General features: G+C 61.9%; 15 protein-coding genes. 7 read left to right on the forward strand and 8 right to left on the reverse strand.

Annotation, left to right across the window (positions count from 1 at the left end; translation table 11 throughout):
• Window positions 1–17: 17 nt before the first annotated feature.
• The 4 genes from ACILSQ_RS23185 to ACILSQ_RS23200 are packed head-to-tail and all read right to left on the reverse strand — an operon-like array spanning window position 18 to window position 6,181.
• The gene (locus ACILSQ_RS23185; protein WP_395746052.1) at window positions 18–2,912 is read right to left on the reverse strand and encodes an exo-alpha-sialidase; all 2,895 of its coding nucleotides are present in this window, start codon (window positions 2,910–2,912) and stop codon (window positions 18–20) included.
• Between the two features lie 21 nt (window positions 2,913–2,933).
• Window positions 2,934–4,226, reverse strand: coding sequence for a sialidase family protein (locus ACILSQ_RS23190; RefSeq protein ID WP_395746053.1), 1,293 nt, complete (start codon window positions 4,224–4,226; stop codon window positions 2,934–2,936).
• Complete coding sequence (locus ACILSQ_RS23195; RefSeq protein WP_395746054.1) at window positions 4,223–5,254, reverse strand: bile acid:sodium symporter family protein; 1,032 nt, start codon at window positions 5,252–5,254, stop codon at window positions 4,223–4,225. Before ACILSQ_RS23195 ends, ACILSQ_RS23190 begins: the two co-directional genes overlap by 4 nt.
• Window positions 5,255–5,272: 18 nt before the next feature.
• Window positions 5,273–6,181, reverse strand: a complete 909-nt coding sequence (locus ACILSQ_RS23200; protein WP_395746055.1) for a dihydrodipicolinate synthase family protein — start codon at window positions 6,179–6,181, stop codon at window positions 5,273–5,275.
• A gap of 158 nt (window positions 6,182–6,339) precedes the next feature.
• On the opposite strand from ACILSQ_RS23200, the gene ACILSQ_RS23205 reads away from it, so the two are divergent.
• Window positions 6,340–7,113 carry a helix-turn-helix domain-containing protein gene (locus ACILSQ_RS23205; protein ID WP_395746056.1) on the forward strand — a complete coding sequence of 258 codons (774 nt, stop codon included), beginning with the start codon at window positions 6,340–6,342 and terminating at the stop codon, window positions 7,111–7,113.
• Between the two features lie 175 nt (window positions 7,114–7,288).
• Here the strand turns inward: ACILSQ_RS23205 and ACILSQ_RS23210 are convergent, their stop codons facing one another.
• Both ACILSQ_RS23210 and ACILSQ_RS23215 read right to left on the reverse strand, forming a co-directional pair.
• Window positions 7,289–8,224 carry a GNAT family N-acetyltransferase gene (locus ACILSQ_RS23210; protein WP_395746057.1) on the reverse strand — a complete coding sequence of 312 codons (936 nt, stop codon included), beginning with the start codon at window positions 8,222–8,224 and terminating at the stop codon, window positions 7,289–7,291.
• A 3-nt stretch (window positions 8,225–8,227) separates the two neighbouring features.
• Entirely contained in the window at window positions 8,228–9,631 is a 1,404-nt protein-coding gene (locus ACILSQ_RS23215; protein ID WP_395746058.1) for a Gfo/Idh/MocA family protein, read from the reverse strand.
• 99 nt (window positions 9,632–9,730) lie between these two features.
• On the opposite strand from ACILSQ_RS23215, the gene ACILSQ_RS23220 reads away from it, so the two are divergent.
• Window positions 9,731–11,302 (forward strand): hypothetical protein, encoded by a 1,572-nt coding sequence (locus ACILSQ_RS23220; RefSeq protein ID WP_395746059.1) that lies wholly within the window; start codon window positions 9,731–9,733, stop codon window positions 11,300–11,302.
• Between the two features lie 313 nt (window positions 11,303–11,615).
• Here ACILSQ_RS23220 and ACILSQ_RS23225 read toward each other — a convergent pair whose 3' ends face one another.
• Both ACILSQ_RS23225 and ACILSQ_RS23230 read right to left on the reverse strand, forming a co-directional pair.
• Complete coding sequence (locus tag ACILSQ_RS23225; RefSeq protein WP_395746060.1) at window positions 11,616–13,628, reverse strand: alpha/beta hydrolase domain-containing protein; 2,013 nt, start codon at window positions 13,626–13,628, stop codon at window positions 11,616–11,618.
• The gene (locus ACILSQ_RS23230; protein WP_395746061.1) at window positions 13,628–14,800 is read right to left on the reverse strand and encodes an alpha/beta hydrolase family protein; all 1,173 of its coding nucleotides are present in this window, start codon (window positions 14,798–14,800) and stop codon (window positions 13,628–13,630) included. Before ACILSQ_RS23230 ends, ACILSQ_RS23225 begins: the two co-directional genes overlap by 1 nt.
• Window positions 14,801–15,024: 224 nt before the next feature.
• On the opposite strand from ACILSQ_RS23230, the gene ACILSQ_RS23235 reads away from it, so the two are divergent.
• The 5 genes from ACILSQ_RS23235 (at window position 15,025) to ACILSQ_RS23255 (ending at window position 20,637) form a co-directional block, all read left to right on the forward strand.
• Window positions 15,025–16,476, forward strand: coding sequence for a hypothetical protein (locus tag ACILSQ_RS23235; RefSeq protein WP_395746062.1), 1,452 nt, complete (start codon window positions 15,025–15,027; stop codon window positions 16,474–16,476).
• Window positions 16,473–17,567, forward strand: coding sequence for a dihydrodipicolinate synthase family protein (locus ACILSQ_RS23240; protein ID WP_395746063.1), 1,095 nt, complete (start codon window positions 16,473–16,475; stop codon window positions 17,565–17,567). Before ACILSQ_RS23235 ends, ACILSQ_RS23240 begins: the two co-directional genes overlap by 4 nt.
• Before the next feature lie 2 nt (window positions 17,568–17,569).
• Window positions 17,570–18,367: a hypothetical protein gene (locus tag ACILSQ_RS23245; RefSeq protein ID WP_395746064.1), complete on the forward strand. Its 798-nt coding sequence runs from the start codon at window positions 17,570–17,572 to the stop codon at window positions 18,365–18,367.
• Between the two features lie 16 nt (window positions 18,368–18,383).
• Complete coding sequence (locus ACILSQ_RS23250; RefSeq protein ID WP_395746065.1) at window positions 18,384–19,793, forward strand: hypothetical protein; 1,410 nt, start codon at window positions 18,384–18,386, stop codon at window positions 19,791–19,793.
• A gap of 70 nt (window positions 19,794–19,863) precedes the next feature.
• Window positions 19,864–20,637, forward strand: coding sequence for a hypothetical protein (locus ACILSQ_RS23255; RefSeq protein ID WP_395746066.1), 774 nt, complete (start codon window positions 19,864–19,866; stop codon window positions 20,635–20,637).
• Window positions 20,638–20,701 lie beyond the last annotated feature (64 nt).

Consider the following 20,701-nt stretch of genomic DNA (forward strand, 5'->3'; position numbering starts at 1 on the left):
GGAAAGAACCGCGCGCTTCACGGCGCGATACGCAGCTTGGAAACCGGGATGATGGCGAGTTCGTTCGCCGCGTGGCTTTTGTGTGTGTAGCCGACGTAGAGCTTGCCATCGTGCTCGATGGCGTAGGGGTAGCTGAAGTCGGCGCGCTCGTGGGAGACGCCGGGGCCTTCGGGGAAGATGGAGCGGCGGATGACGAAGACTTTGCTGAAGACCTGCTCGCCCGGCTTGCTCACCGCGATGGTCAAGGGCGAGCGCTTGCCGCCGGTGTCGGCGGTGGTGGTGCAGACGAGGTAGCGCTGGCCGGTGCTCAAGGTCCCCGCGTAGGGCTTGCTGGTCGCCATGGGCAGGTTCGAGGGAAGCATCGTGCTCCAGGTGCGGCCGAAGTCGTCGCTCGTGGAGATGAGCGCGAGCGCCTTGCCGCCATAGCGCGAGATGTTGGTGATGTGGCTGCCCTTCACGATGACGGTGGACTCGCCCCAGACGTTCCGCAGACGGTGGTCGAGTGGCAGGACGACGAGGTCCCACTTCGTGAAGTCATCGCCATGACTGATCGCCACGGCCGGCGGATCGCCGCTGAAATCATAGCCCTTCGCGACTCGGGCACCGGACATGATCCAATTGCCGTCGCCCATCTTCTGCGGCTCTTGCATCGGCCAGAATCCATCGTTGAGCACCACGCCCTTCGCCTGCCACTGGCCCGTCTTTTCATCGCGCAGATAAGCGCGGGTATGCGTGCGCTGAAAGCTGTCATAAAACGCGCCCATGAAGGCCCACAGCTTGTCTCCGTGCGAGAGGAAGACGCCATGGCTGACGCCGAGATTTCCCTCGCCGTGATCCATCACGACCGGTGCGCCCCAGGTCTTGCCGCCGTCGTCGCTCACGCGCACATGCGCTTCCTCGGTCTCCGTGTTTTCGTCGCCTTTGTTGAAGCCATACGAGGCGTAAAGCTTTCCTTGGTGCCAGGCGAGGCCGACACCGAGCGTCCAGTTTGCACCGTCCGTATCGGGCCGCTGCTTTTTGAGCACATGAAACTCTACGCCCTCCAGCACGGGCAAATCCGCCGCCTTCGGCAGCGGCACGCGTTCGTCCCACAGCGGCGTGTCCGACACCAGCGGTTTCGGCAATTCATGCGTGGCGCTGACTGGCCGATAGCTCGCCGCAACTTCCTCCGCTGAAAGCACCTGCGGTTCGAACCGCGCTTCATTGACCGCACCGGAAAAAGTCTGCTTCAAAACGCCGGCATCCATGATGCCACCGAGCGTGATGGGTGCCTGCGTTGCTGGCACCGGCTTCTTCAGTGCCGCTTCACCAACGTGTCTGCCATTCAAATACAGCGCCGCCTTGTCCGCGCCCACGCTGAGTGTCGCGAGATGCCAGTGACCGGCCCGCAGCGGCTCCTTGTCGCTGATCGTGCTCCAGCCCGTTTGCTGGATGAACGCTTTCAGCGTGCCGTTCGGCTCCAATGTGAGCGTCCATTGCCGCTCGTTCGACGAGTAGCGCGCCTTGCCCGCGATGACCTGCTGGCCGCTTGTGGGCGCATACGGATTGAACCACACGGAAAAAGTGAAGCCCGCCGTGCCCGCATTGAGCGCCGCACTTTCCTTCAGCTCGATGACCGAGCTGCCGTCCAGCGCCAACGACTTTCCGTGAACGCCGCTCGCCACCCTCGTTTTGCCCGACACCTTGACGCGAGCATCCACCGAATCCAGCAGCCAGGTCTGTGTGGTGACAGGCTGCTTTGGCTTCACACCGGTGGCCTTGTTCACCAGGACGCGCAGCCGGCTGTGGGGCGAGACGAGTTTGCCCGCGAGCACATCGGCTTCCGTGATCACGGCCATGAGGATTTCCTTGGCGCTGTCGGGGCCGCCGCGCTCGTGATCGTAGATGAGGTAAACGGAGCCGTCGGAAGCCTGCGCGCCGTCGGGATAGGATACGCGGAGACGTTCATCCAGCAGCAGGCCGCCCTTCCAGGTGCGTCCGCCGTCCTCGGAAAGGAACGCGCTCAAGTGCGAGCGGTCCTTCTTTCCGCCCGGCGGGTTTTGCCGCACGAGCAGCAGCCGCCCGCTGGCCAGCTTGCGAATGAAAAAGCGCGTGCCTGAATGCGGAATCGTCGTGGCCGTTACGTCGGACCATGTCCTGCCGCCGTCGGTGGAGATGCTTTCGCCGATGCCGGTGTAGTCTTTTTGAGCCGGGGGGAATTTCCCGCGCACCAGCATCCACAGCGATCCATCCTTGCGCTCCACGATCATGTGCTCATCGGCATTGCGCGATTTCCGATCTGCGATGCGGGCTGCGCCCAGTTCGGTAAAGGTCGCGCCACGATCCGTGGAAACGATCACCCGTGCGCTGGCCTCCGCAGCCCAGGCAGCCATCGGCAGCAACCACCGGCCATCTTTCGCCACCGTGGGCTTGTTCATCATCACGCCCTTCGCGATCTGCCGTGGTGCGGACCATTTGGCGTCGGCTTTGTCCGAGTCAGTCGTTGTGATGGCAAACGTGACGAAGCCACTGGTGTCGCGGCCTTTTGGCAGGGTTGCTTCCTGCGTCCAAAACAGCCAGAGCTTGCCGTCGGGATCGTGCCACAAGCACGGATCAAATGCCCGTACCGGCCCGTCGCCGTCTGGATCGAGCACCATCACACGCTGCCATGTCTTGCCGTCATCGTTGCTCGTGGAGAGCAGGATGTAATTCTGCCGGTCTTCGGTGACGCCACCACCATACCACGTCGCCCACAGTCGCCCATTCGCCGCGCGCTCGATGCCTGCCACACCTTGGAACAGGCGTGCGTTATCCGCATAGTTGGGCCCGGGAGTGAGATTCGGAACTGCCGGTGTGCTGGCAGGGCTGACATCAACGGCCCGAAGTTGCACCCAGGGCGCGATCAGGGTGCAGAGGATGGCGAGGTGTTTCATCGGATTTGTTTTGGATCAGCGTTATTGTATCGGCGACGTTTTGCCCTTGGGCAGCGACTTGTTCACTTCTTCTCGCATCTTCCGTTCATCGTCTTTCTTCAACTCGACGGTGTTGCCGCAGCCGGTGGCGCGGTTGACGACCTGATGCAGCCATGAGCCGGGCGACACGATTTTGCCAGCACGGATGTCTTCCTCGCGGATGACCGCCAGCGCGATCTCTTTGCCCGGCCCCGCGCCGGGATCGTAGCGGAAAAGGCCGGGGCGGCAGCCATAGCGCCAGCTATCATAGGCGATGTAGATACGCCCGTCCGCCGCTTGCGTCGCATCGGGATAGGAGCACTCGCGGGCGTCGAGGAGCAGCTTGTGCGGCCAGGTCCGGCCTTCGTCATCGGAGAGCCACACCGCGATTTGCGAGCGCGGATACATCGGCCTGCCTTTGGGGCCGAGTTGAAATTTGTCGCTCTCACCGAGATCGTGATACACGAGCAAAAAGGCTCCTGAAGCGAGCCGACGGACATGGGCCCGTGTGTTGGGGCCGTCGCGAAAAGGAATCGGATCGGTCCAGGTGCGGCCTCCATCGGTGGAGGTGCTTTCGCCGAGGCCCGCCATCGTGCGGATGACCATCCACAGGTCGCCGTTCTTTCTTCGGGCCAGAGTGTGCTCGCTGAAGTTGCGCTGGTCCTTCGGCACGCACGTGCCGCCAGAAAATTCCCACGAAGCGCCTTCGTTCGTGCTGCTCAACACCCCCGTTTCTTTCTCAGCTGGCTTGCCATCCACGTAGATGGGCGCAAGCCACTCGCCGCTCGCGCCGAGGATCGGTTTGCCAAACATGCGACCGCCGCTGAAGACGAGAAACGGCTCGGACCATTTCGGCGCGGTTTCATCCGGAGAATCCGTGCGGATCGCGTAAGTGCCGTAAGCCTTCGTCTTTCCGTCCGAATCACGCGTGGTCTGGACGTAGAACAGCCACAGGCGGCCCTTGGGATCGAGCCACGGCACCGGATCGAAAGTCGAGGACTGCGGTGTCGGCCCCTTGATCAGCAGCAACGGCGTCGACCACGTCATCCCATCATCACCACTGGAGGCGACGACGCAGTAATTGCCCGGCAACCCCTCGCTCAAGGCTCCGCTATACCAAATCGACCAGAGCCGCCCGTTCGGCGCGCGCTCAATGCCGGGAATGCCCTGCCAGGTGCGAGCGCCGTCTTCGGCTTCCACGCCGGGTGAAAAGTTCACCACCGACGGCATGGCGGCGTGAAGGTGGCAGGTGAGGAAGATCAGTGCGCAGATGGAAAAAAGACGCGGAGGAATCATGGGGGCAAAGTTTCTGAAGGATGAATTACGGAGGGTGAACAGGCTGGCCGCCGCCACCACGAGGCGAGCGCGGAGCTGCTGATGGCGCTCCAGGGACCGAACACGGCTGCGGCGAGCGCAGCGGCGGGACTGTGCAGGACGTTGAAGGCGAGGCCGGTGGCCATGCCGCCGTTTTGAATGCCGACTTCCAGGGCGCAGGTGCGGGCGTCGGTTTGATTCAAGCCCGCCAGCCGTCCGCCCCAATAGCCGAGCACATAGCCGGTCGCATTGTGGCACGCCGAGGCGGCGAAGATCGCGAGGCCCACGGTGAGCAGTTGCTCATGCGAGAGCGCGATGGTGACGCCAATGATGGCGCAGATGGCGAACATCGCGATGTAAGGCAGCACGCCCGCCAAACGCCGCGCCACGCCGGGAAGCAGCCGCTGCATCACGAGCCCTGCCGCGAGCGGCGTGATGATCATTTTAAAAATGGAAATCATCATTGCCCAGGCATCGATGGGCGCCTCCGTGCCCGCGAGCAGCTTCATCGCGAAGGGCGTGATGAGTGGCGAGAGCAGCGTGGACACCGCCGTGACCGTGACGGAGAGCGGCACATTCACGCGGGCGAGCAGCGAGATGACATTCGACGACGTGCCACTCGGGACCGAGCCGATGAGGATGAGGCCCGTCGCCGCCGCACCCTGCAATCCAAACAAATGCGCGAAGCCCCATCCGGCGAGCGGCATGATGGTGTAATGCAGCGCGCAGCAGAGGATGACTCCGCGCGGCATCGTGACCACGCGGCGGAAGTCGTCAAGCGTGAGCGTGAGCCCCATGCCGAGCAGGATCACCTGCACGAGCGGTGTGATGGCGGTCTTCAACTCAAAGCCGCCCCAAGACACGAACGCCGCCGGAAAAGTCATCGCCGCACCTCCCGTCGCGAGCACCACAAACGTGAAGCCCTGGCCCTTCATCGGGCACAACCGGCGCGAGGCGAACGCCAGCGCCAGAAACGCGATGATGAAGAAGATGCCGACGGTGGGGAACATGCCGCGATGCAGGTGGAGTTAGCCGAGGGAGTCCGCGAGCTTCAGCACCGCTTCGAGCGCGGGCTTGATCTTCGCCTTCTGCGCATCGGTGGCGGGACGCATCGGCATGCGCGGGAAGCCGGCGTCCACGCCTTGCAACGATTGCGCGTAGCGGATGCAGGCGGGCAGGTTGTAGTGGTCGGTGGCATTCCAGAAACGCAGGATGGCTTCGTGCAGTCGCAACGCATTGGTGTGATCGCCCTTGGCCACGGCATCGCGCAGCAGGGCGGTGGCGCGAGGGATGCCGGAGGGCGTGGCGGCGATGACACCCGGCGCGCCGAGGCAGAAGGACGGATACATCAGCGCATCGACTGCGCTGTAGATTTTACGATCCTTCGGCGCGTTGATCATGAGATCGGCGAATAGCTTCAGGTCGCCCGCGCTTTGCTTGATGCCCATCACGCCCGGCACTTCGTTCATCAGTCGCACGGTCAGCTCCGGCGAGAGATAGCACCAATGCACCACATTGTAGATGATGAGCGGCATGCCGGTCTCCTCGTGGATGACGCGGAAGTGCTCGATCATCATCTCGTCGTCCGGGCGGAAGAGGTAATGCACCGGCGTGAGCTGGATGGCGTCCACGCCGAGGCCCGCGATGGCTTTGATCGCGCGAATCGCCTGCCGCGTGCTGTCACAAATCGTGCTGGCGACGAGCGGCATGCCCGCCGGCAGCGCGGCGCGTGTCTCGCTCACGCAGGCGCGGAGTTCATCGGGGTCCAGTGTCTGACCCTCACCCGTGGAACCGCCCACGGCGAGGCTGTCCGCCCGCTCTCGCACGAGGAAATCCACCTGGCTGCGGATGGCTTTGGCGTTCAGTTCGCCATCGGCGGTGAAAGGTGTCGTCATCGGCGCGATGACACCAAAAGGAACTTTGTCGGGAATGATCATGGGTGGTTGCGGTTCTGTGTTTGATTTGGCATAAATGCCGTCCTGATTGACGATCAAACGCCTCCCGGTGATTTGTTTCAACTAAAGTGCCAAAATCCATCCGCCTTTGCCGTGTGCCGCATACTCGCAGGCCTGATTTCGCATACACATCACCCCACATGACCCTCGCCGAACTCCGCAAACTTTCCGAACTTCGCTCCGTGCTGGAAGGTTTCGCAGCGCGCCATGCCGCCACGAATGCCGCCGCTTCACCGGATGCGCTCAAGCAACTGCGCACCATCCTCAAGCGCGTCACCCGCTCCGTGCGCGAACGCGACTACGCCTCGTTTCGTCGCGCCGACTTCGAACTGCACGACACCATCATCCAGCTCGCCGCCGTGCCCTGGCTCCGCGAAACCTGGCGCACCATCTGGGACAGTTTGCAAGCCTTCCATAAACAGGGTTTCGACGACTACTTTCCCGACGCCCGCGTGCTGGCCGACGAACACGAGCACCTCGTCGAAACCATTGCGCTCGGCGATCCCGCCGCCGCTGAAGACGCCGCCCGCAATCATGTCGAGGCCGTCTGGTTCCGACTCGCCGAACGCAAGCAAACCGCCGCTGATCCCCACGGTGATCCTTTGCAACGCACCACAGCGCATCTGCCCTTCCGTTTGCATTGCCCGCTTAAGCTCACTGACGTGGCAAACAAGATCGCCTTCACCAGCCCCGGCAACCTCAGCCGCCTCTTCCGTCAGCGCCACGGTCTCAGCTTCCAGGCTTACCTGCAAAAGCTCCGCCTCGAAAAAGCCGCCGAACTCCTCCGCACCACTCAGCTTCCCATCTCCCGAATCGCGAAACGTGTCGGCTACAACGACGTCTCCCGCTTCGGCCAGCACTTCAAAAGGATGTTCGATTCATCACCCAAGACATATCGATCCTCTCGCAGTTGACGCGGGGAACATCGGCTGGCCCGGAGCGGTCTGGTGCGAACGTGCAGCCAGTTGAGAAAATTCACGACTGCTGGTGACGCAGCCTGGGCGATAAGGCCGTAAGTGTGCGGATGAGATCAGTGGCGGAAAGGTGGCCATGCACCTGTGTCTCCTGGCTCAATGCGCTGCCATAATCTCACGCGGTCTCCGGCATGAAGGTCGGAAAGACGATGCCTTTCGCACCAGCGGCGGGAGCGGTGGATTGCGCAACGTGCAGCTCCACGTTGCGGGCTCCCCAGGAGTAAGCGGCGCGCACGAGTTCGGAGGCTGCACAGGGGGCGAGGAAGACGAGCGTTTGACCCCGCAGGCTGTCGAGCGCTCGCCAGAGCAAGGCGATGGCGGTTGTCTCATCGATGGCGACACCCGGACCGATCATGGTGAACGAGGGGTGTACGCTCATGGCGAGGAAACCGTTTACGGAGCCATTCGCGGCCTCGGAAATGAGCACACGCCAGGCGCCGACCTCGTTACGGATGAAAAAGGCGAAGTCCTTTTCGCGACGAATGCCCTGCTGGGCGTGCTCGAAGTCGGCGATGCGCGGCGCATCGGCCAGGACGGCATCACGCACATGCTCGATGCCCGCAGGCGCGGTGGCTGCCAGGCCGGTTTCGGGAACGGTGATGAGCAAATCTTGATACATGGACCCCGGGACGAATCCGAGCCGCGTGTAGAGCGAGAATGAGTCGAGGTTCAGCAGGCTCGAAACAAGCCGGGCGGGCTTGCCCAGGCGTTTCGCCTTGTCCAAGACGAGCGACATCATCCTCTTCGCGATCCCACGCCCGCCTGCGTCTGGCGAGGTGGCGACGATGCCCACGGAGACATGCGTTTCACGCTCGTGCGAAAAGCACACGCCGACGATCTCGCCGCTGGCCGTGCGTGCGGTGACGCATTCGCCGGGATCGAGCGCCTCATAGACGTCAGGAAAGAGCGTGAAGGGCTCGTGGCTACCGCCAAAGCGTGAACCCTGGCCGAGGCGGCTCTCATACCAATGAACCAGCGCCCGGTGCAGCAGGCGTGCGATGGGTTCGCGGTCGGATGCGGTGAGGGCCGTGAAGGCAATGTGTTCGCTCATGGCTTAGACGATCTCCCAGCCTTTGCGGTACTGTTCTTTGATGAAGGCGTCTGCGGCAGGCAGGCCTTTGGCCTTCATCGCTACGGCATCCCACTCGATGGGCTTTTGCGCGCGCAGCGAGAGCACGCCCAGCAGGGCGATCTCCGTGAGATGAGCCGCGTAGGCGAAGGGACTCGTCGCGGGTTCGCCGCCTTTGCAAGCATCGATCCAGTCGCGGTGGTGGCCGTTGGAGCGTTTCAGTCGTGGCGCGGGTTTCTGGTATTCCACGCGGCGTTTTTCGGGGAAGAGACGGGGAGGTCCGCCGCCGCCATCGCACTGGATCACACCCTTTTCGCCGATGAAAAGACAGCCGCGTTTTGGCAATGGGAAACCTCCCAGCGCCTCGGGCGTTGGCGGCATCATGCCGCCGTCATACCAGGTCATGCGGATCTCGGGCCGCGAGCCCGCAGCGGGGAATGTGTAATAAATAAGCGCGCCATGCCCAGCGATGTCGCTCGTCATCAAACCGGCTGCGTGTGCCTCGATGCGTGATGGCACCGGCAGATCAAAGGCGCGCACGGCGGTGTTCATGTCGTGGCAGGCGAAGTCGCCGATGCCCGTGCAGCCAAAGTCCCAGAAGTCACGCCAGGCGACCGGGAAGTAGGCCGGGTGAAACGGCCGCTCCTGACGCGGGCCAAGCCACAGGTCCCAGTTCAGGCCCGCAGGCACTGGCGGTGTGTCGGTGGGCTTTCCGGTGAGCGTGGGATTCCAGCGCTTTGCGCCCACCCAGACATGGATCTCCTTCACCGCGCCGATCGCGCCGTCCTGGATGTATTCGATGGTCTCGCGTGTGCCGAGAGAGGAATGCCCCTGGCTGCCAAGCTGCGTGGCCACGCCTGTTTCGGCCGCCACTTTGGCCACATGGCGTGCCTCCCAGATGTTGTGCGTGAGCGGCTTCTCACAATAAACGTGCTTCCCTGCCCGCATGGCGATCACCGAGCAGTAGGCATGCAGATGATCCGGCGTTGCAATGAGCACGGCGTCGATGGATTTCTCCTTCTCCAGCATCTCGCGGAAGTCCACATAGTCCGCGCAGCGGAAGTTGGGCGTCTTTTGCGCATAATGCTTCTCGATCTCCGCCTTCACCGGCAGGCGGCCGCCCATGCCCTTGAAGTAAAAGTTTTCAAGGCTGAACGACTCCGCCGGATCGGCCACGGCGATGATCTGGCAATCGTCAAGCGGCAGGAGATTGCGCACATTGGTGCGGCCCTGCCCGCCGGTGCCGATGATGGCCACGTTCACCTTCTCGCTCGGCGGCACAAAGCGTGGCCCGCCCAGAACATGCCGGGGGACGATGTTGAAAGCAGTCACCGCAGCGGCGGTGGTTTTGAGAAAATGTCGGCGTGAGGAGCTCGGAGCGGGATTCATGTCGTAGTGATGCAATACGACTCCCTGCGCCGCATTCTTCAGACGTATTGGCACCGATGACAGGTGAAAGGATTGCAGCGTCGCTGCCGACTTGCTTGGATGAACCGCCGCAAGCTCCTCGCCACTCTCGCCGCCATGCCCGCCACCTCGTGGAGCGCGGGCACGGGTCGTGAGCTGGACAATCCGTATGCGGCGGTGGATTGGGACACCTGGGATTGCGTGCACTCGATGTCACACCAGCATCAGGGGCAGAATGATGCCTCGCGCGATGGCTTCCTCGGCATGGGCTATGGCCATTTTGCCTTTAGCAATTACTACCCCTCCGCGCCGACCTATCCGCTGCCTGCCGAGTATACGGCGAAGCATCCGCAACTCATCGCCGCGCCCAATGCGGAGCATCATTCCTACACGGACACGGGCCTGCATGCCAATGCGCTGGGGAGCCTGCTCGCCACGGGCTACGGCGGTTCGGTGAGCGCTGCAAAATGTGCGGCAGCGCCTGTGTTGCACCGCTTTGAAAACCTGAGTGTGTTCGATGCACAAAAGCCCTGGCTGGGTGTTTACCGGCTGGACCTGCGGCTCGCCGCCAAAGATGTCAAAGCAATAGCCACGCTCAGTCTCGAAGGAGCGAATGAGTGCGATTTTCGCAATGGCTTCGCGGACAAAGGGCCGGTGCAGGATCGCAAACTCCCGTCCGGCAGCCACACGATTTATCTGCGTGCCACGAGGGAAAGCATTGATGCCAGGCTCGATTTTGATGCCGCCGCCATGTCCGTGACGCAGTACCGCCTCATGCAGGGCACGAACCGGCCATGGAGGGATGTCTTCCGTGAAGCCTTCAACAAGCTGCAATACGCCGATGGCGGAGGCATGACGCTGAATCATCCCACCGGAAAGCTGGCGGACTATCTGCCGATGCTGGACTTTGATCCCCGGGTGCTCGGCATTGAGGTGTGGAACCAACTGACCTCCGGCTTTGGCTCCAGCCGTGGCTTCTATGACGACAGCGGCGAGCCCAATCTGCACTTCTACCAGCTCTGGGATGAGATCCTGCGCACAGGACGGCGCTGCTGGGGCTTCTTTGTCAAAGACCACAACACTTACGGCCGTGGCCGGAATGTGCTGCTCGTGCCAAAGCTCGACGCCATGCCCGCTGCCAAGCGCGAATCCGCCGCACTGCGTGCGTATCGCCAGGGAACGTTCTTTGGCTCCGTGGCCTCGCTCGCAGCCAGCGAGGCGGGGGAAGTGGTGGTGCCGTATGATCGCAGCGGTTTTTGCTTCAGCCGTATCGTGGTGCAAAACGACACCCTGCACGTGGCCGTGGCTGGCAACGACGCCAAACGCCCCAAGCTGCAGATCCGCTTCATCACGGATCAAGGCATCGCCAGCATCGTGGATGGCGCGCAAGCGGAGTTTCCGCTCAAACGAGATGGCAGCGGCCGGATCGAAGCGGCTTTTGTACGTGTGGAGGCCTTCGCTTATCCCGAGACCCATCAGCGCGGCCAGCCTCTCACTGCGGACCTGCTGCGCGGCATGAGCGTGCATGACATCTCACTGCTCCATGACCAGAAAGCCCTGCGCGGCCCTGCCTTCGCCAATACAGCTCCCGCCATGCGTACGCCCATCCCGATTGTGGACATGATCTTTTCCCAGCCGCTGCGCCGGGTGTAGAGCATTTTGAATTATTTCATAGCCTTACTTCTCACACATGGCGAGGCGCGCTTAAAAGCGAATCCCCTCTCCCCCGCGAGGGCGAGATATCGCCCAGCATATAATTGGGGGAGAGGTTAGGGTGAGGGGGCCGCGCCGTATGCCTGCGAAGCCGCCGGGCTTCCCCTCACCCCAGCCCTCTCCCCGAAGAGAAAATGGGTTGGTTGTCGTTTTTTATGGGCGGGGAGAGGGAGAACCGCGTTTGCCGCCCAGGATTTGTAGGACACGAAATAATTTTAAATCCTCTAAGTTGTATCTGAAAGCAACAAGATGGCTACGGGGCTGAGGCACGTTCAATGATCCTCGCCACGTCCTCCTCCAGCAAAAAGCCCTCTTCCTGAAGCTTCTTTGCCGCTTTCTCGATTCGGGCAAGGTAGGCTTCTCGTGTCGGGTAGCGTTCTTCGAGCGAGAGACGCGGATCGCCGGTCTTTTCGCGTTCGGCTTTGGTTTTGGCAAAGGGGATGAACATGCCATCGAGCGGCGAGAGCATCGTTTCAGCGCCCGCCTGTGGCGAGCGGAGGTTCCAGCCGGTGTAGGTGCCGCGCGGCACGGCGACCTCCGGAAGCACGATGCCGCTCGTTTCATTGCCATCGGCATTCACGGCGGGCAGCAGCGTGCGAAACGGTTTCCCGACTTTGGGCGGGATGATGTCGGCGATGCCTTCGCTGTGAAAACGCAGTCCGAAATCAAGCCTTGGAGGCTGATAGGCCTGCGTGGGCAGTTGGCAGCCCGGGATCTTGGGGAACTGCGACTTCCATGCATCGAAGCTCACCAATGTGTGATCTTCCATGCGCGGATGACGGCTTGGCGGCGGTGTTTTGCCATGCTTCACCCAATCGACGAGGTGCAGCAGCATCGCCCGCAGGACGGGGCCACGATCATCAAGCGTGTTGCGCGGCTGCTGGCAGATGCCTGGGGTGCCGTCGCTCTTGCCGAGGTGCTGCGCTCCGGCCACGAGATACACGCGCACATCGTCGGGCAGCGTGAGATCACTTTTCCCCTCAACATCGGTGTGCAGCAGCGAGGCGGAGCGGCTCCAGTACTCGGTGGAGGTTTGCGTGAAAAGCAGACGCGGCGTGTGGCCGGACTTTCGGGAACGGGCCAGCGAGTCGCCCGATGCGCCCGTGATGGGGTCCGTCTGCGGTAGCGGGGCGAGCGGGAAGAATTCGCTGCCGGAAAGATGCCCTTCGTGCTGCGTGCCAAACTCCGTGCTCATGCGAAAGCGATGATTGAACATGCCCTTTCCGGAGCCTGCAACATGGATCAAAGCGCCGTCGAAGACCGCGCGTCCCTGCTCGTCGGTGTTCAGCCCCTCATAAAGGAAGTGATGAATGACGCGGCCCGACTGGGAGATGCCGAACACGCAGGCTTTTTGCACCGCGCCCGCCAGCGGATTTTCCTTCGCCGCCCCATGGCGAAAAAACGCCACGCAGTCTCGCAGAGCCGTGAGACCGAGTCCGGTCACCCGAGGCTCCTTCGCTGTGTAAACGAGATCGTAGAGCCAGCCGGGGCGCAGACCGGCTTTCACATAAACATGCGTGGCATCCGGGATGAGCCTGCCCTCCTCCATGCGACCAAACGCCCACTCGCCATGTGGAATCTCGACGCCTTCAGCATCGCGCTGCGGGCGCATCGTGAGCGTCGCGTCCGTGTTGTCGAGGCTCACGGACGGAAACGCCGCGCCGATACCCCAGGGGCTCCATGAAAAGGCCCGGCTGAAGACTTTTTCCGTGGTGCTGATCTCCAGATGCGCCCGCCCGGTGATCGTCCGGCCGTCCTCGGTGGCCACCGGCAGTCCGCAGAGCAGACGCCGTGTGTCATCGGCCTGCACCTCGCCGTTCCAGCCACACCACAGCACGGAAAAGCCGTGCTTCATGAGAAAGCCATGGCCCGCATGCGACTCGGACTTCGGATCATTCGTGCGCTCGCCATCATTGAAGGTCCAAAGGGCGAGCATGTTGCCGCGATTGTTCACGTCATAGAGCAGCACGCAGTTGCCCTTCGATGCGTCGGTCGGTTTCAGCAGGAAGAAGTCCGCCCAGCTCTCCACGCGCCCACCGGCGTTGCGCGGCGCCCGCCGGAGGTCGCTGATGCGTTCGTTGGCCGCGTTGCGCGGGTCTGTTTCAAAATACATCCGCCCTTCAATGCGCTCATAAGCGCCCACGGCGCCAAAAACCTTGCCCGCTGCAAATGGCGAGCGTCCTGTAATCTCGATGCGGGTGACTTCCGCATGAGCCAGGCCGATGAAAAAAGCGGCGACGATGATTAGGGAGAGAAAGAGGCGCATCAGAAGGGCAGTGGGGAGTTGGGTGCCACGGAGTCTTTCGGCCAGGGGTTGGCGGCATTGAAGACGAGCATCTCTTCCTCGGTCTCCACCTTGGCAAAGGTTTCGTTGATCTGCTCTTCCTTGGCCCAGGCGCGCAGGCTGTTGAGTCCGAGGTGACGGATGAAAAACGGATAGGCGGCCAGCCGCTTGCTCGGCCCATAGTCGTGCCCCTCCAGCGGGAAATGAGCGTTCACGACCTTGTCCTCGGCTCCGTAGAGGCTGTAGATGTGCTGGATGTAGCGGAACTCCACCTCCGGCGTGTGCTGGGTGTAGTCTGCGCCATTCGAAATGACGAGCTGAGGCCGCGGCGCGGTCATCGCAGCGATCTCGGCGTTGTTCGTCTTGTGGTTCGGCCCCCAATGAATCGGCATGCCGCTTTCACACGGGCAGCCGCCAAAGAAATGCGCGGACACCTGGCAGCTCGGCACCGCCACGGCGATGCGCTCATCCAGGGCGGAGGTGAGGAACGTCTGCGTGGCGCCGCCGGAGTTGCCGGTCATGCCGATGCGCTTGGGATCGACCCCTTCGATGGACGAGACGAAATCCAGGGCGCGAATGCAGTTCCACATGATCAAACGCTGAATCTCAGGCACTTTGCCATGATCCCAGCCGGCCTTTTTTGAGTCACCATAACCTACCATGTCATAGTGGAACACCACAGCGCCCATGCGGGCCAGCACCGCACAGCGGGTCTGGCGCGATGGGAGGAAGCGGCCACCATGCCCGTGTGCGGACACGATGCCTGCATACGGCGGCTTCATGTCGAGAGGCCGATACAGCGTGCCGGTGATGTAGAAGCCGGGCCAGCTGCGGATGTACACGCTCTCCGCCGTGTAGCCCTCGTAGGTCCGCTTGTTGGAGTACACAGGGTCCAGCGGCGGCTTTTCCGGTGGATTTGCCAGCCGTGCTCCTTCGAGGATGCCGCGACGAATGGCTGCCTTGCGCTTCTCCCAGCTCGCCAGATCAGGGGTGGCTTTCTTGAAAGCCTCCAGCTCGGCGATGGCTTCCGCCGGTGTCTGGGCCTGGCCCATCCGCAGATGCCACCCCTCGGGCAGCGGCTTCTGACTCTCCGCTCCGAAGATGGACGGCCCGCACAAGCCGGACAGCAGCGCCGCCCCTGACTTTGTGATCATAGAACGACGTGTAAGTGGAGTCGATGCAGGGGCTTGATTCATGATGAGCAATGATTTTTTGAGCAGCGAGCAGACAAGATCGTGACGGCTGGTCATGAGGAGACATGACTCTACGCGCCGTGTTGATGATGCTTATCGTGTCTATTGGAGCCGCTGCAGATTGTGGTATCGGCCGCGAAGCAAAAACGATGACAAAAATCTTGCCGATGCGGGGTATTACCCCAATGCGTCTTTTCCTGTCCTCTCTTTGCATCGTCAGCTTTGCCGCTGCTGCCTCCGCCTCAGACCTTCATGTGGGCGCGGCCACGGTGGACATCACACCAGACCGCCCCGTGGCGCTGGATGGACAAATGCATGTGCGCATCTCTGAAAAACCAGAGACACACATCTATGCCACCGCACTGGGATTGGAGTCGCGCGAGGGAGACCGGGTGCTGGATCAGGCCATCATGATTTCCTGTGACATCGTGGCCATCCGCGAGGGGCTCATGGAGCTGGTGCGCGAGAGGGCCAAGGACAAGCTGCCTGGATTTGATCTCAACAAGCTCGTCCTCAATGCCACGCACACTCACACCGCGCCGGTGACGATGAAGGGGGATCGCTACAGCCTGCTCGGCAAAAATGTGATGCTGCCCATGGAATACACCGACTTCTTGGTGGAGCGCATCGTGGCGGCTGCGGCGCAAAGCTGGGAGCAGCGCAAGCCCGCCAAAGCAGGCTGGGGACAGGGACAGGCGGTGATCGCTCAGAACCGCCGTGCGACCTACGCGGATGGAACCGCGAAAATGTATGGCCCCACCAACGTGCCCGAGTTTCGCGGCATCGAAGGATATGAGGATCACAATCTCGAAGTGCTGTTCTTCTGGGATCTCAATGACACGCTGATCGCCACGGCGGTGAACGTCCCATGCCCTTCGCAGGAAGTCGAAGGGCTCAAAGTGATCCACGCCGACTTCTGGGATCCGGTGCGCCGCCAGCTGCGCGAGCGTCATGGCAAGGATCTCCACATCCTCGCCTGGACCGGAGCCGGAGGAGACCAGGTGCCGCGCCCGATGTATGGCAAGGCGGCGGATGAGCGCATGCGCCGTCTGCGCGGCCTCACACGGCTGGAAGAAGTCGCCCGGCGTGTCGTGCGTGGCTGGGAGGAGGCGTATGAAGGCGCCAAACTGGAGCCGGTGACCGGCGCGGTGCTGCAGCACCAGACGAAGAAGATTGACCTCCCCTGGCGCAAAGTGACGGAGAAGGAGCTGGCCGATGCGCAGAAGGCCGTCGAGCAATACAAAGACGACCCCAAGGAGCAGTGGAAGTACCTTTGGAATCAGGGCGTGGTGGACCGCTACGAAGTAGAGAAATCCGGGAAGGCAGGTGTCTTCCAGATGGAGCTGCATGCCCTGCGCCTCGGAGATGTGGCCATCGCCACCAATGAGTTTGAACTCTTCACCGACTACGGCGTGCAGATGAAGGCCCGCAGCCCTGCGGTGCAGACCTTTCTCATTCAGCTGACCGGCTCAGGCGGCTACCTGCCGACACCCCGCGCCGTGGCCGGAGGCAGCTACAGTGCCATCATCCAAAGCAGCCGGGTCGGCCCCGAAGGCGGCCAGGCGCTGGTGGATGAAACCGTGAAGGCCTTCAACGATCTGTGGCCTGCGCCAGAAACCACCAAGGCCGGTAAATGAAGCCATCAGCCCATCCTCTTTCCCGGCGGCAGCTCCTCGGCACTGCGCTCTCCGGTGCCGCGGTGCTTTGGAATGAAACGCGCCTGCACGCCGCCGATGCCGACCCGCGAGTGCGCGGACCGTTTCCGATTCTCTCGACACCCTTCACGGAAAGCGGTGCGGTGGACTATGCGGTGCTGGCGAATCAGGCGCGGTTCGTGGACTGGGGCGGATGTCCTGGCATGATCTGGCCGCAGTCCGGCGACAGCGTGGACCTGCTGACGATGGAGGAGAAACTGCGAGGCATGGAGGTGCTGGCGGAGACTTCGCGCAGCTTCAAGACATCAGCGCTGTGCCTCGGCGTGCAGGGCAAAGATACAGCGGAGATGCTCGTGTATGCACGTCATGCTGAAAAGCTCGCGCCTGCAGCCATCATCTCACGTCCGCCAGACTCGGGACGCACGGAGGAGGATCTGCGGCAGTACTGGCGTGCTCTGGCAGAGGTGGCGCAGCGGCCCGTCATTTTTCAAACGACAGGTGGCGTGGCTTACAAAGGGCCGGTGCCGTCCGTGAAGCTCATGATCGAGCTAGCCAAGGAGTTTTCACACTTCGGCTACATCAAGGAAGAGGCCGCGCCGATCATCGCTCGCACACGCGAACTGTGCGCGGCGAAACCGGTGATCCGCCGCGTCTTCAGCGCCCGTGGAGCGCATGGCTGGCTCTTCGAGTCCCACCTTGGCACCGAGGGGCTCATCACAGAGCGTGCGGTGTATGCGGATGTGCTCACGCGGCTCTGGCAGCTCATGGACAGCGGCAAAGACGCCGACACGGTGCGCGACATCCACGCAAAACTGCTGCTGCTCTTCAACCTGGGCCAGCATCTCCCCGGCGGCGATCTGCGCGGCTTCCAGCTCCATCTGTGGAAGAAGCGCGGTGTTTTCAAAAACATGATCTCCCGCCAGTACGGCCCCGGGCGCAGCATCCCGGACAAACCCATCTTCACCGAGCTGGCGCTCACGCCCGACGAGATCGCGGAGATTGATTTCCGCTTCGAAGCCTTGAGTCCGTATTTGAAACCCAATCCGCCGCGCTTCGACGCCGCCAACCAATGACCATGTACCTGAGGCTTCTCCTTTTTATTTCCGTTCTTTTCGGCCTGCACGGCCTTCGTGCCGCTGATGACTTTCATGCCACGGCCTGCGAGGGCTCCTACCCGCGCCATCTCCAGGGCATCTGCACCGATGGCAAGGACAGCATCTACTGGTGCTGGACCGATGCGCTGGTGAAGACCGACGCCAACGGCCACGTGCTCAAGAAAGTGCCTGTGGCCAATCATCACGGAGATCTCTGCTATCACGATGGCCGCGTCTATGTGGCGACGAACCTCGGTAAATTCAACCAGCCAGCCGGTGCGGCGGACTCCTGGGTCTATGTCTATGATGCCGACACCCTCACCGAGTTGGCGAAGCATCGCCTGCCCGAGTTGGTGCACGGCGCGGGCGGCATGGAGTATCACAACGGGAAGTTCATCGTCATCGGCGGGCTGCCACCCGGCGTGAACGAAAACTACCTCTACGAATACGACGAAAATTTCCGCTTTCAGAAACGCCACGTGCTCGCCAGCGGCTACACGCTCATGGGCATCCAGACGGTGGCCTATGCCAATGGCGCGTGGTGGTTTGGCTGCTATGGCAAGCCTGCGGTGCTGCTGCGCGCAGATGAAAAATTCCAGTTCACCGGCAGATGGGATTTCAACGCCTCCGTCGGCATCGCACCCATCAGCGGCGGCCGCTTCCTCATGGCCCAAAACACAGCCATCAAAGGCGACGATGGCAAAACCAAGGCCAATCAGGCCAGCGTCGTCATCGCCCGTCCCGATGAAAAGACCGGGATGGTCATCGACAAGCCATGAACGCATTAACTCAACCATGAAAAACACGCTCCTCTTCTGCCTCGCCCTTCTGCCCATCTTCACCTCGGCGCAGGACAAAGTCTTCAAAGCCGGTGCCGCCACCAGCAACATCACGCCGCCGATCGGCATGACGATCGTGGGCAACTTTGCGCCGCAGCCCATCTCAAAGCACGTGCACGATGAGCTGCATGTGCGCTGTCTGGCGCTTGATGATGGCAAGACGAAGCTCGTCTTTGCCGTGGTGGACAATCTTCATTTGTCACGCGATGTCTGGGACGAAGCCAAGAAGAAGCTGGAGGCCGACACGGGGATCCCGGCCTCTCACATGATGTTCTCCGCCACCCACACACACTCTAGTGTGTCGGCCATCAACAACAAAGAGGCAGGCTTCGACTACCGCAGCCTCGTCATCTCCCGTGTGGTGGATGGCGTGAAGCGCGCGCTGAACAACCTGGAGCCTGCCCGCATCGCCTGGGGCACGGGCAAACTGCCGCAGTGGGTCGGCAACCGCCGCTGGATTCTGAAGGAGGGCGTCACGAATCCCAATCCGTTTGGCGGACAAGACCGCGCTGTGATGAATCCGAGCAGCATGCTCATTCCGCGCCTGGAAGGCCCCGCCGGCCCGACGAACCCCGAGGTCTACTGCCTCTCGCTGCAGACCCCCGATGGAGACCAGATCGCGCTGCTGGCCAACTACTGGCTGCACTATGTCGGCGGCGTGCCACGCGAAGATTTGTCGGCGGATTATTTCGGCGAGTTCTGCCGCCGCATCGAGCAGTCTCTCGGAGCACCGTGCGTCGGTCTCCTTGCCAACGGTCCCTGCGGTGACGTGAACAGCAACGACTACAGCGGCAAGACGCCCGCCGTGAATTACAAGCCGTATGAAAAGATCAAAGCCGTCGCTGGCGACCTTGCGCAGGAGGTGCTGCGTGTGCGCCAGACACTCAAGCATCAAGACTGGGTGCCGCTGCAAGCCGCCGCCAGCGATCTGGAGCTCGCCGTGCGCCGCCCGACTCCGGAGATGGTCAAGTGGGCCGAAGGGGTGCTCGCCAAGCCGAAAGACGCCACGCCCGTGCACCGCCTCGAACAGCCCTACGCCGAGCGTGTGATGGATGTGAAGAGAGCCAAGCCCGACACGATCCAGGCTTACCTTCAGGCTTTCCGCATTGGCGATCTCGGCATCACGTCCATTCCCTTCGAGGTCTTCACCGAAACTGGCCTCGAAATCAAAGCGAAGAGCCCCTTCAAGGACACCTTCACCATCGAACTTGCCTCAGGTGCGAACGGTTATCTCCCCACGCCGCGTCAGCACGACCTCGGCGGCTACGAAACCTGGCTCGGCACCAATCGCGTCGAACGCGAGGCGTCCGTCAAGATCACCGCAAAAGCCCTGGAGCTGCTGCAGAGCGTTCATGCCGCGCCATGAGACCCAGATGACGCACGCCGTGCGTTGATCTGCGAATGAACAGAACGTGTTTGATTGGAAAACCACAAGAATGAAGTCCTTCCTTTATGCTCTCCTCGTGCTCGTGACCGGTGCTCTCCCCACCTTCGCGGCACAACCCATCACCTGCCAGGCCGAAGCAAGCGGGCATCTTCAGGGCTTCGATGCCGATGGCTCGTTCATCTACTGGTCGATGTTCACCAATCTCGTCAAGACGGACTTTACCGGGCGCGTGGTTGCTCAGCGGGCTGTCGATCCGCATCATGGCGACTGCTGTGTTCACAACGGCAAAGTCTATGTGGCGACGCAGAACCGGACGAAGGAAAGGCACGGAGTCTTCATCAACGTCTATTCGTGTGACGACCTTCGGCCTGCGGGGGAGTTTACGATCAACTTCCCCTTTGAGGGCGGAATCGACGGCATCACCTATGCGGACGGCTTCTTCTACGTCGGAGAGGGCAAGCCGAAGGACAGCATGCAGCCTTTCAACTGGGTCCACAAGTTCACGCCCGAATTCGTGGCCGTTGATAAGATCAAGGTTCCCGGTCAAACGACGTATGGCATTCAGACCATCACCTTTGCCCACGGATTCTTCTGGCTGGGCACCTACAGCAAGGAGCGGACCTACCAGTGCGCCCCCGGCGACTTCAAACTCGTCACGCATCACGAAGTTGACATCTCTGTCGGCGCTTTTGCCCTGCCGAAAGGTCCCGGTGGTGAACCCCGGCTGATGGTGGCTAGAAACATCAAGAAGGAGAACGGCCTTTGGACGGCCTCGGCTGCTCCGGCGATCCTGAAAGACGGACGGCTCGTGATGGAAAAGTAGGCCCCGCGAGAATTCACGTGCTCGACAGAAGCAAGGGCCGCAAACTCTGTCGGGCACGGTTTTA

Source organism: Prosthecobacter sp., assembly GCF_044227185.1.
Lineage (GTDB): Bacteria > Verrucomicrobiota > Verrucomicrobiia > Verrucomicrobiales > Verrucomicrobiaceae > Prosthecobacter.

Coding starts and splice junctions, on each gene's coding strand:
- ACILSQ_RS23185 (WP_395746052.1), bottom strand. CDS start 2,912: ATGAAACACCTCGCCATCCTCTGCACCCTGATCGCGCCCTGGGTGCAA.
- ACILSQ_RS23190 (WP_395746053.1), bottom strand. CDS start 4,226: ATGATTCCTCCGCGTCTTTTTTCCATCTGCGCACTGATCTTCCTCACC.
- ACILSQ_RS23195 (WP_395746054.1), bottom strand. CDS start 5,254: ATGTTCCCCACCGTCGGCATCTTCTTCATCATCGCGTTTCTGGCGCTG.
- ACILSQ_RS23200 (WP_395746055.1), bottom strand. CDS start 6,181: ATGATCATTCCCGACAAAGTTCCTTTTGGTGTCATCGCGCCGATGACG.
- ACILSQ_RS23205 (WP_395746056.1), top strand. CDS start 6,340: ATGACCCTCGCCGAACTCCGCAAACTTTCCGAACTTCGCTCCGTGCTG.
- ACILSQ_RS23210 (WP_395746057.1), bottom strand. CDS start 8,224: ATGAGCGAACACATTGCCTTCACGGCCCTCACCGCATCCGACCGCGAA.
- ACILSQ_RS23215 (WP_395746058.1), bottom strand. CDS start 9,631: ATGAATCCCGCTCCGAGCTCCTCACGCCGACATTTTCTCAAAACCACC.
- ACILSQ_RS23220 (WP_395746059.1), top strand. CDS start 9,731: ATGAACCGCCGCAAGCTCCTCGCCACTCTCGCCGCCATGCCCGCCACC.
- ACILSQ_RS23225 (WP_395746060.1), bottom strand. CDS start 13,628: ATGCGCCTCTTTCTCTCCCTAATCATCGTCGCCGCTTTTTTCATCGGC.
- ACILSQ_RS23230 (WP_395746061.1), bottom strand. CDS start 14,800: ATGATCACAAAGTCAGGGGCGGCGCTGCTGTCCGGCTTGTGCGGGCCG.
- ACILSQ_RS23235 (WP_395746062.1), top strand. CDS start 15,025: ATGCGTCTTTTCCTGTCCTCTCTTTGCATCGTCAGCTTTGCCGCTGCT.
- ACILSQ_RS23240 (WP_395746063.1), top strand. CDS start 16,473: ATGAAGCCATCAGCCCATCCTCTTTCCCGGCGGCAGCTCCTCGGCACT.
- ACILSQ_RS23245 (WP_395746064.1), top strand. CDS start 17,570: ATGTACCTGAGGCTTCTCCTTTTTATTTCCGTTCTTTTCGGCCTGCAC.
- ACILSQ_RS23250 (WP_395746065.1), top strand. CDS start 18,384: ATGAAAAACACGCTCCTCTTCTGCCTCGCCCTTCTGCCCATCTTCACC.
- ACILSQ_RS23255 (WP_395746066.1), top strand. CDS start 19,864: ATGAAGTCCTTCCTTTATGCTCTCCTCGTGCTCGTGACCGGTGCTCTC.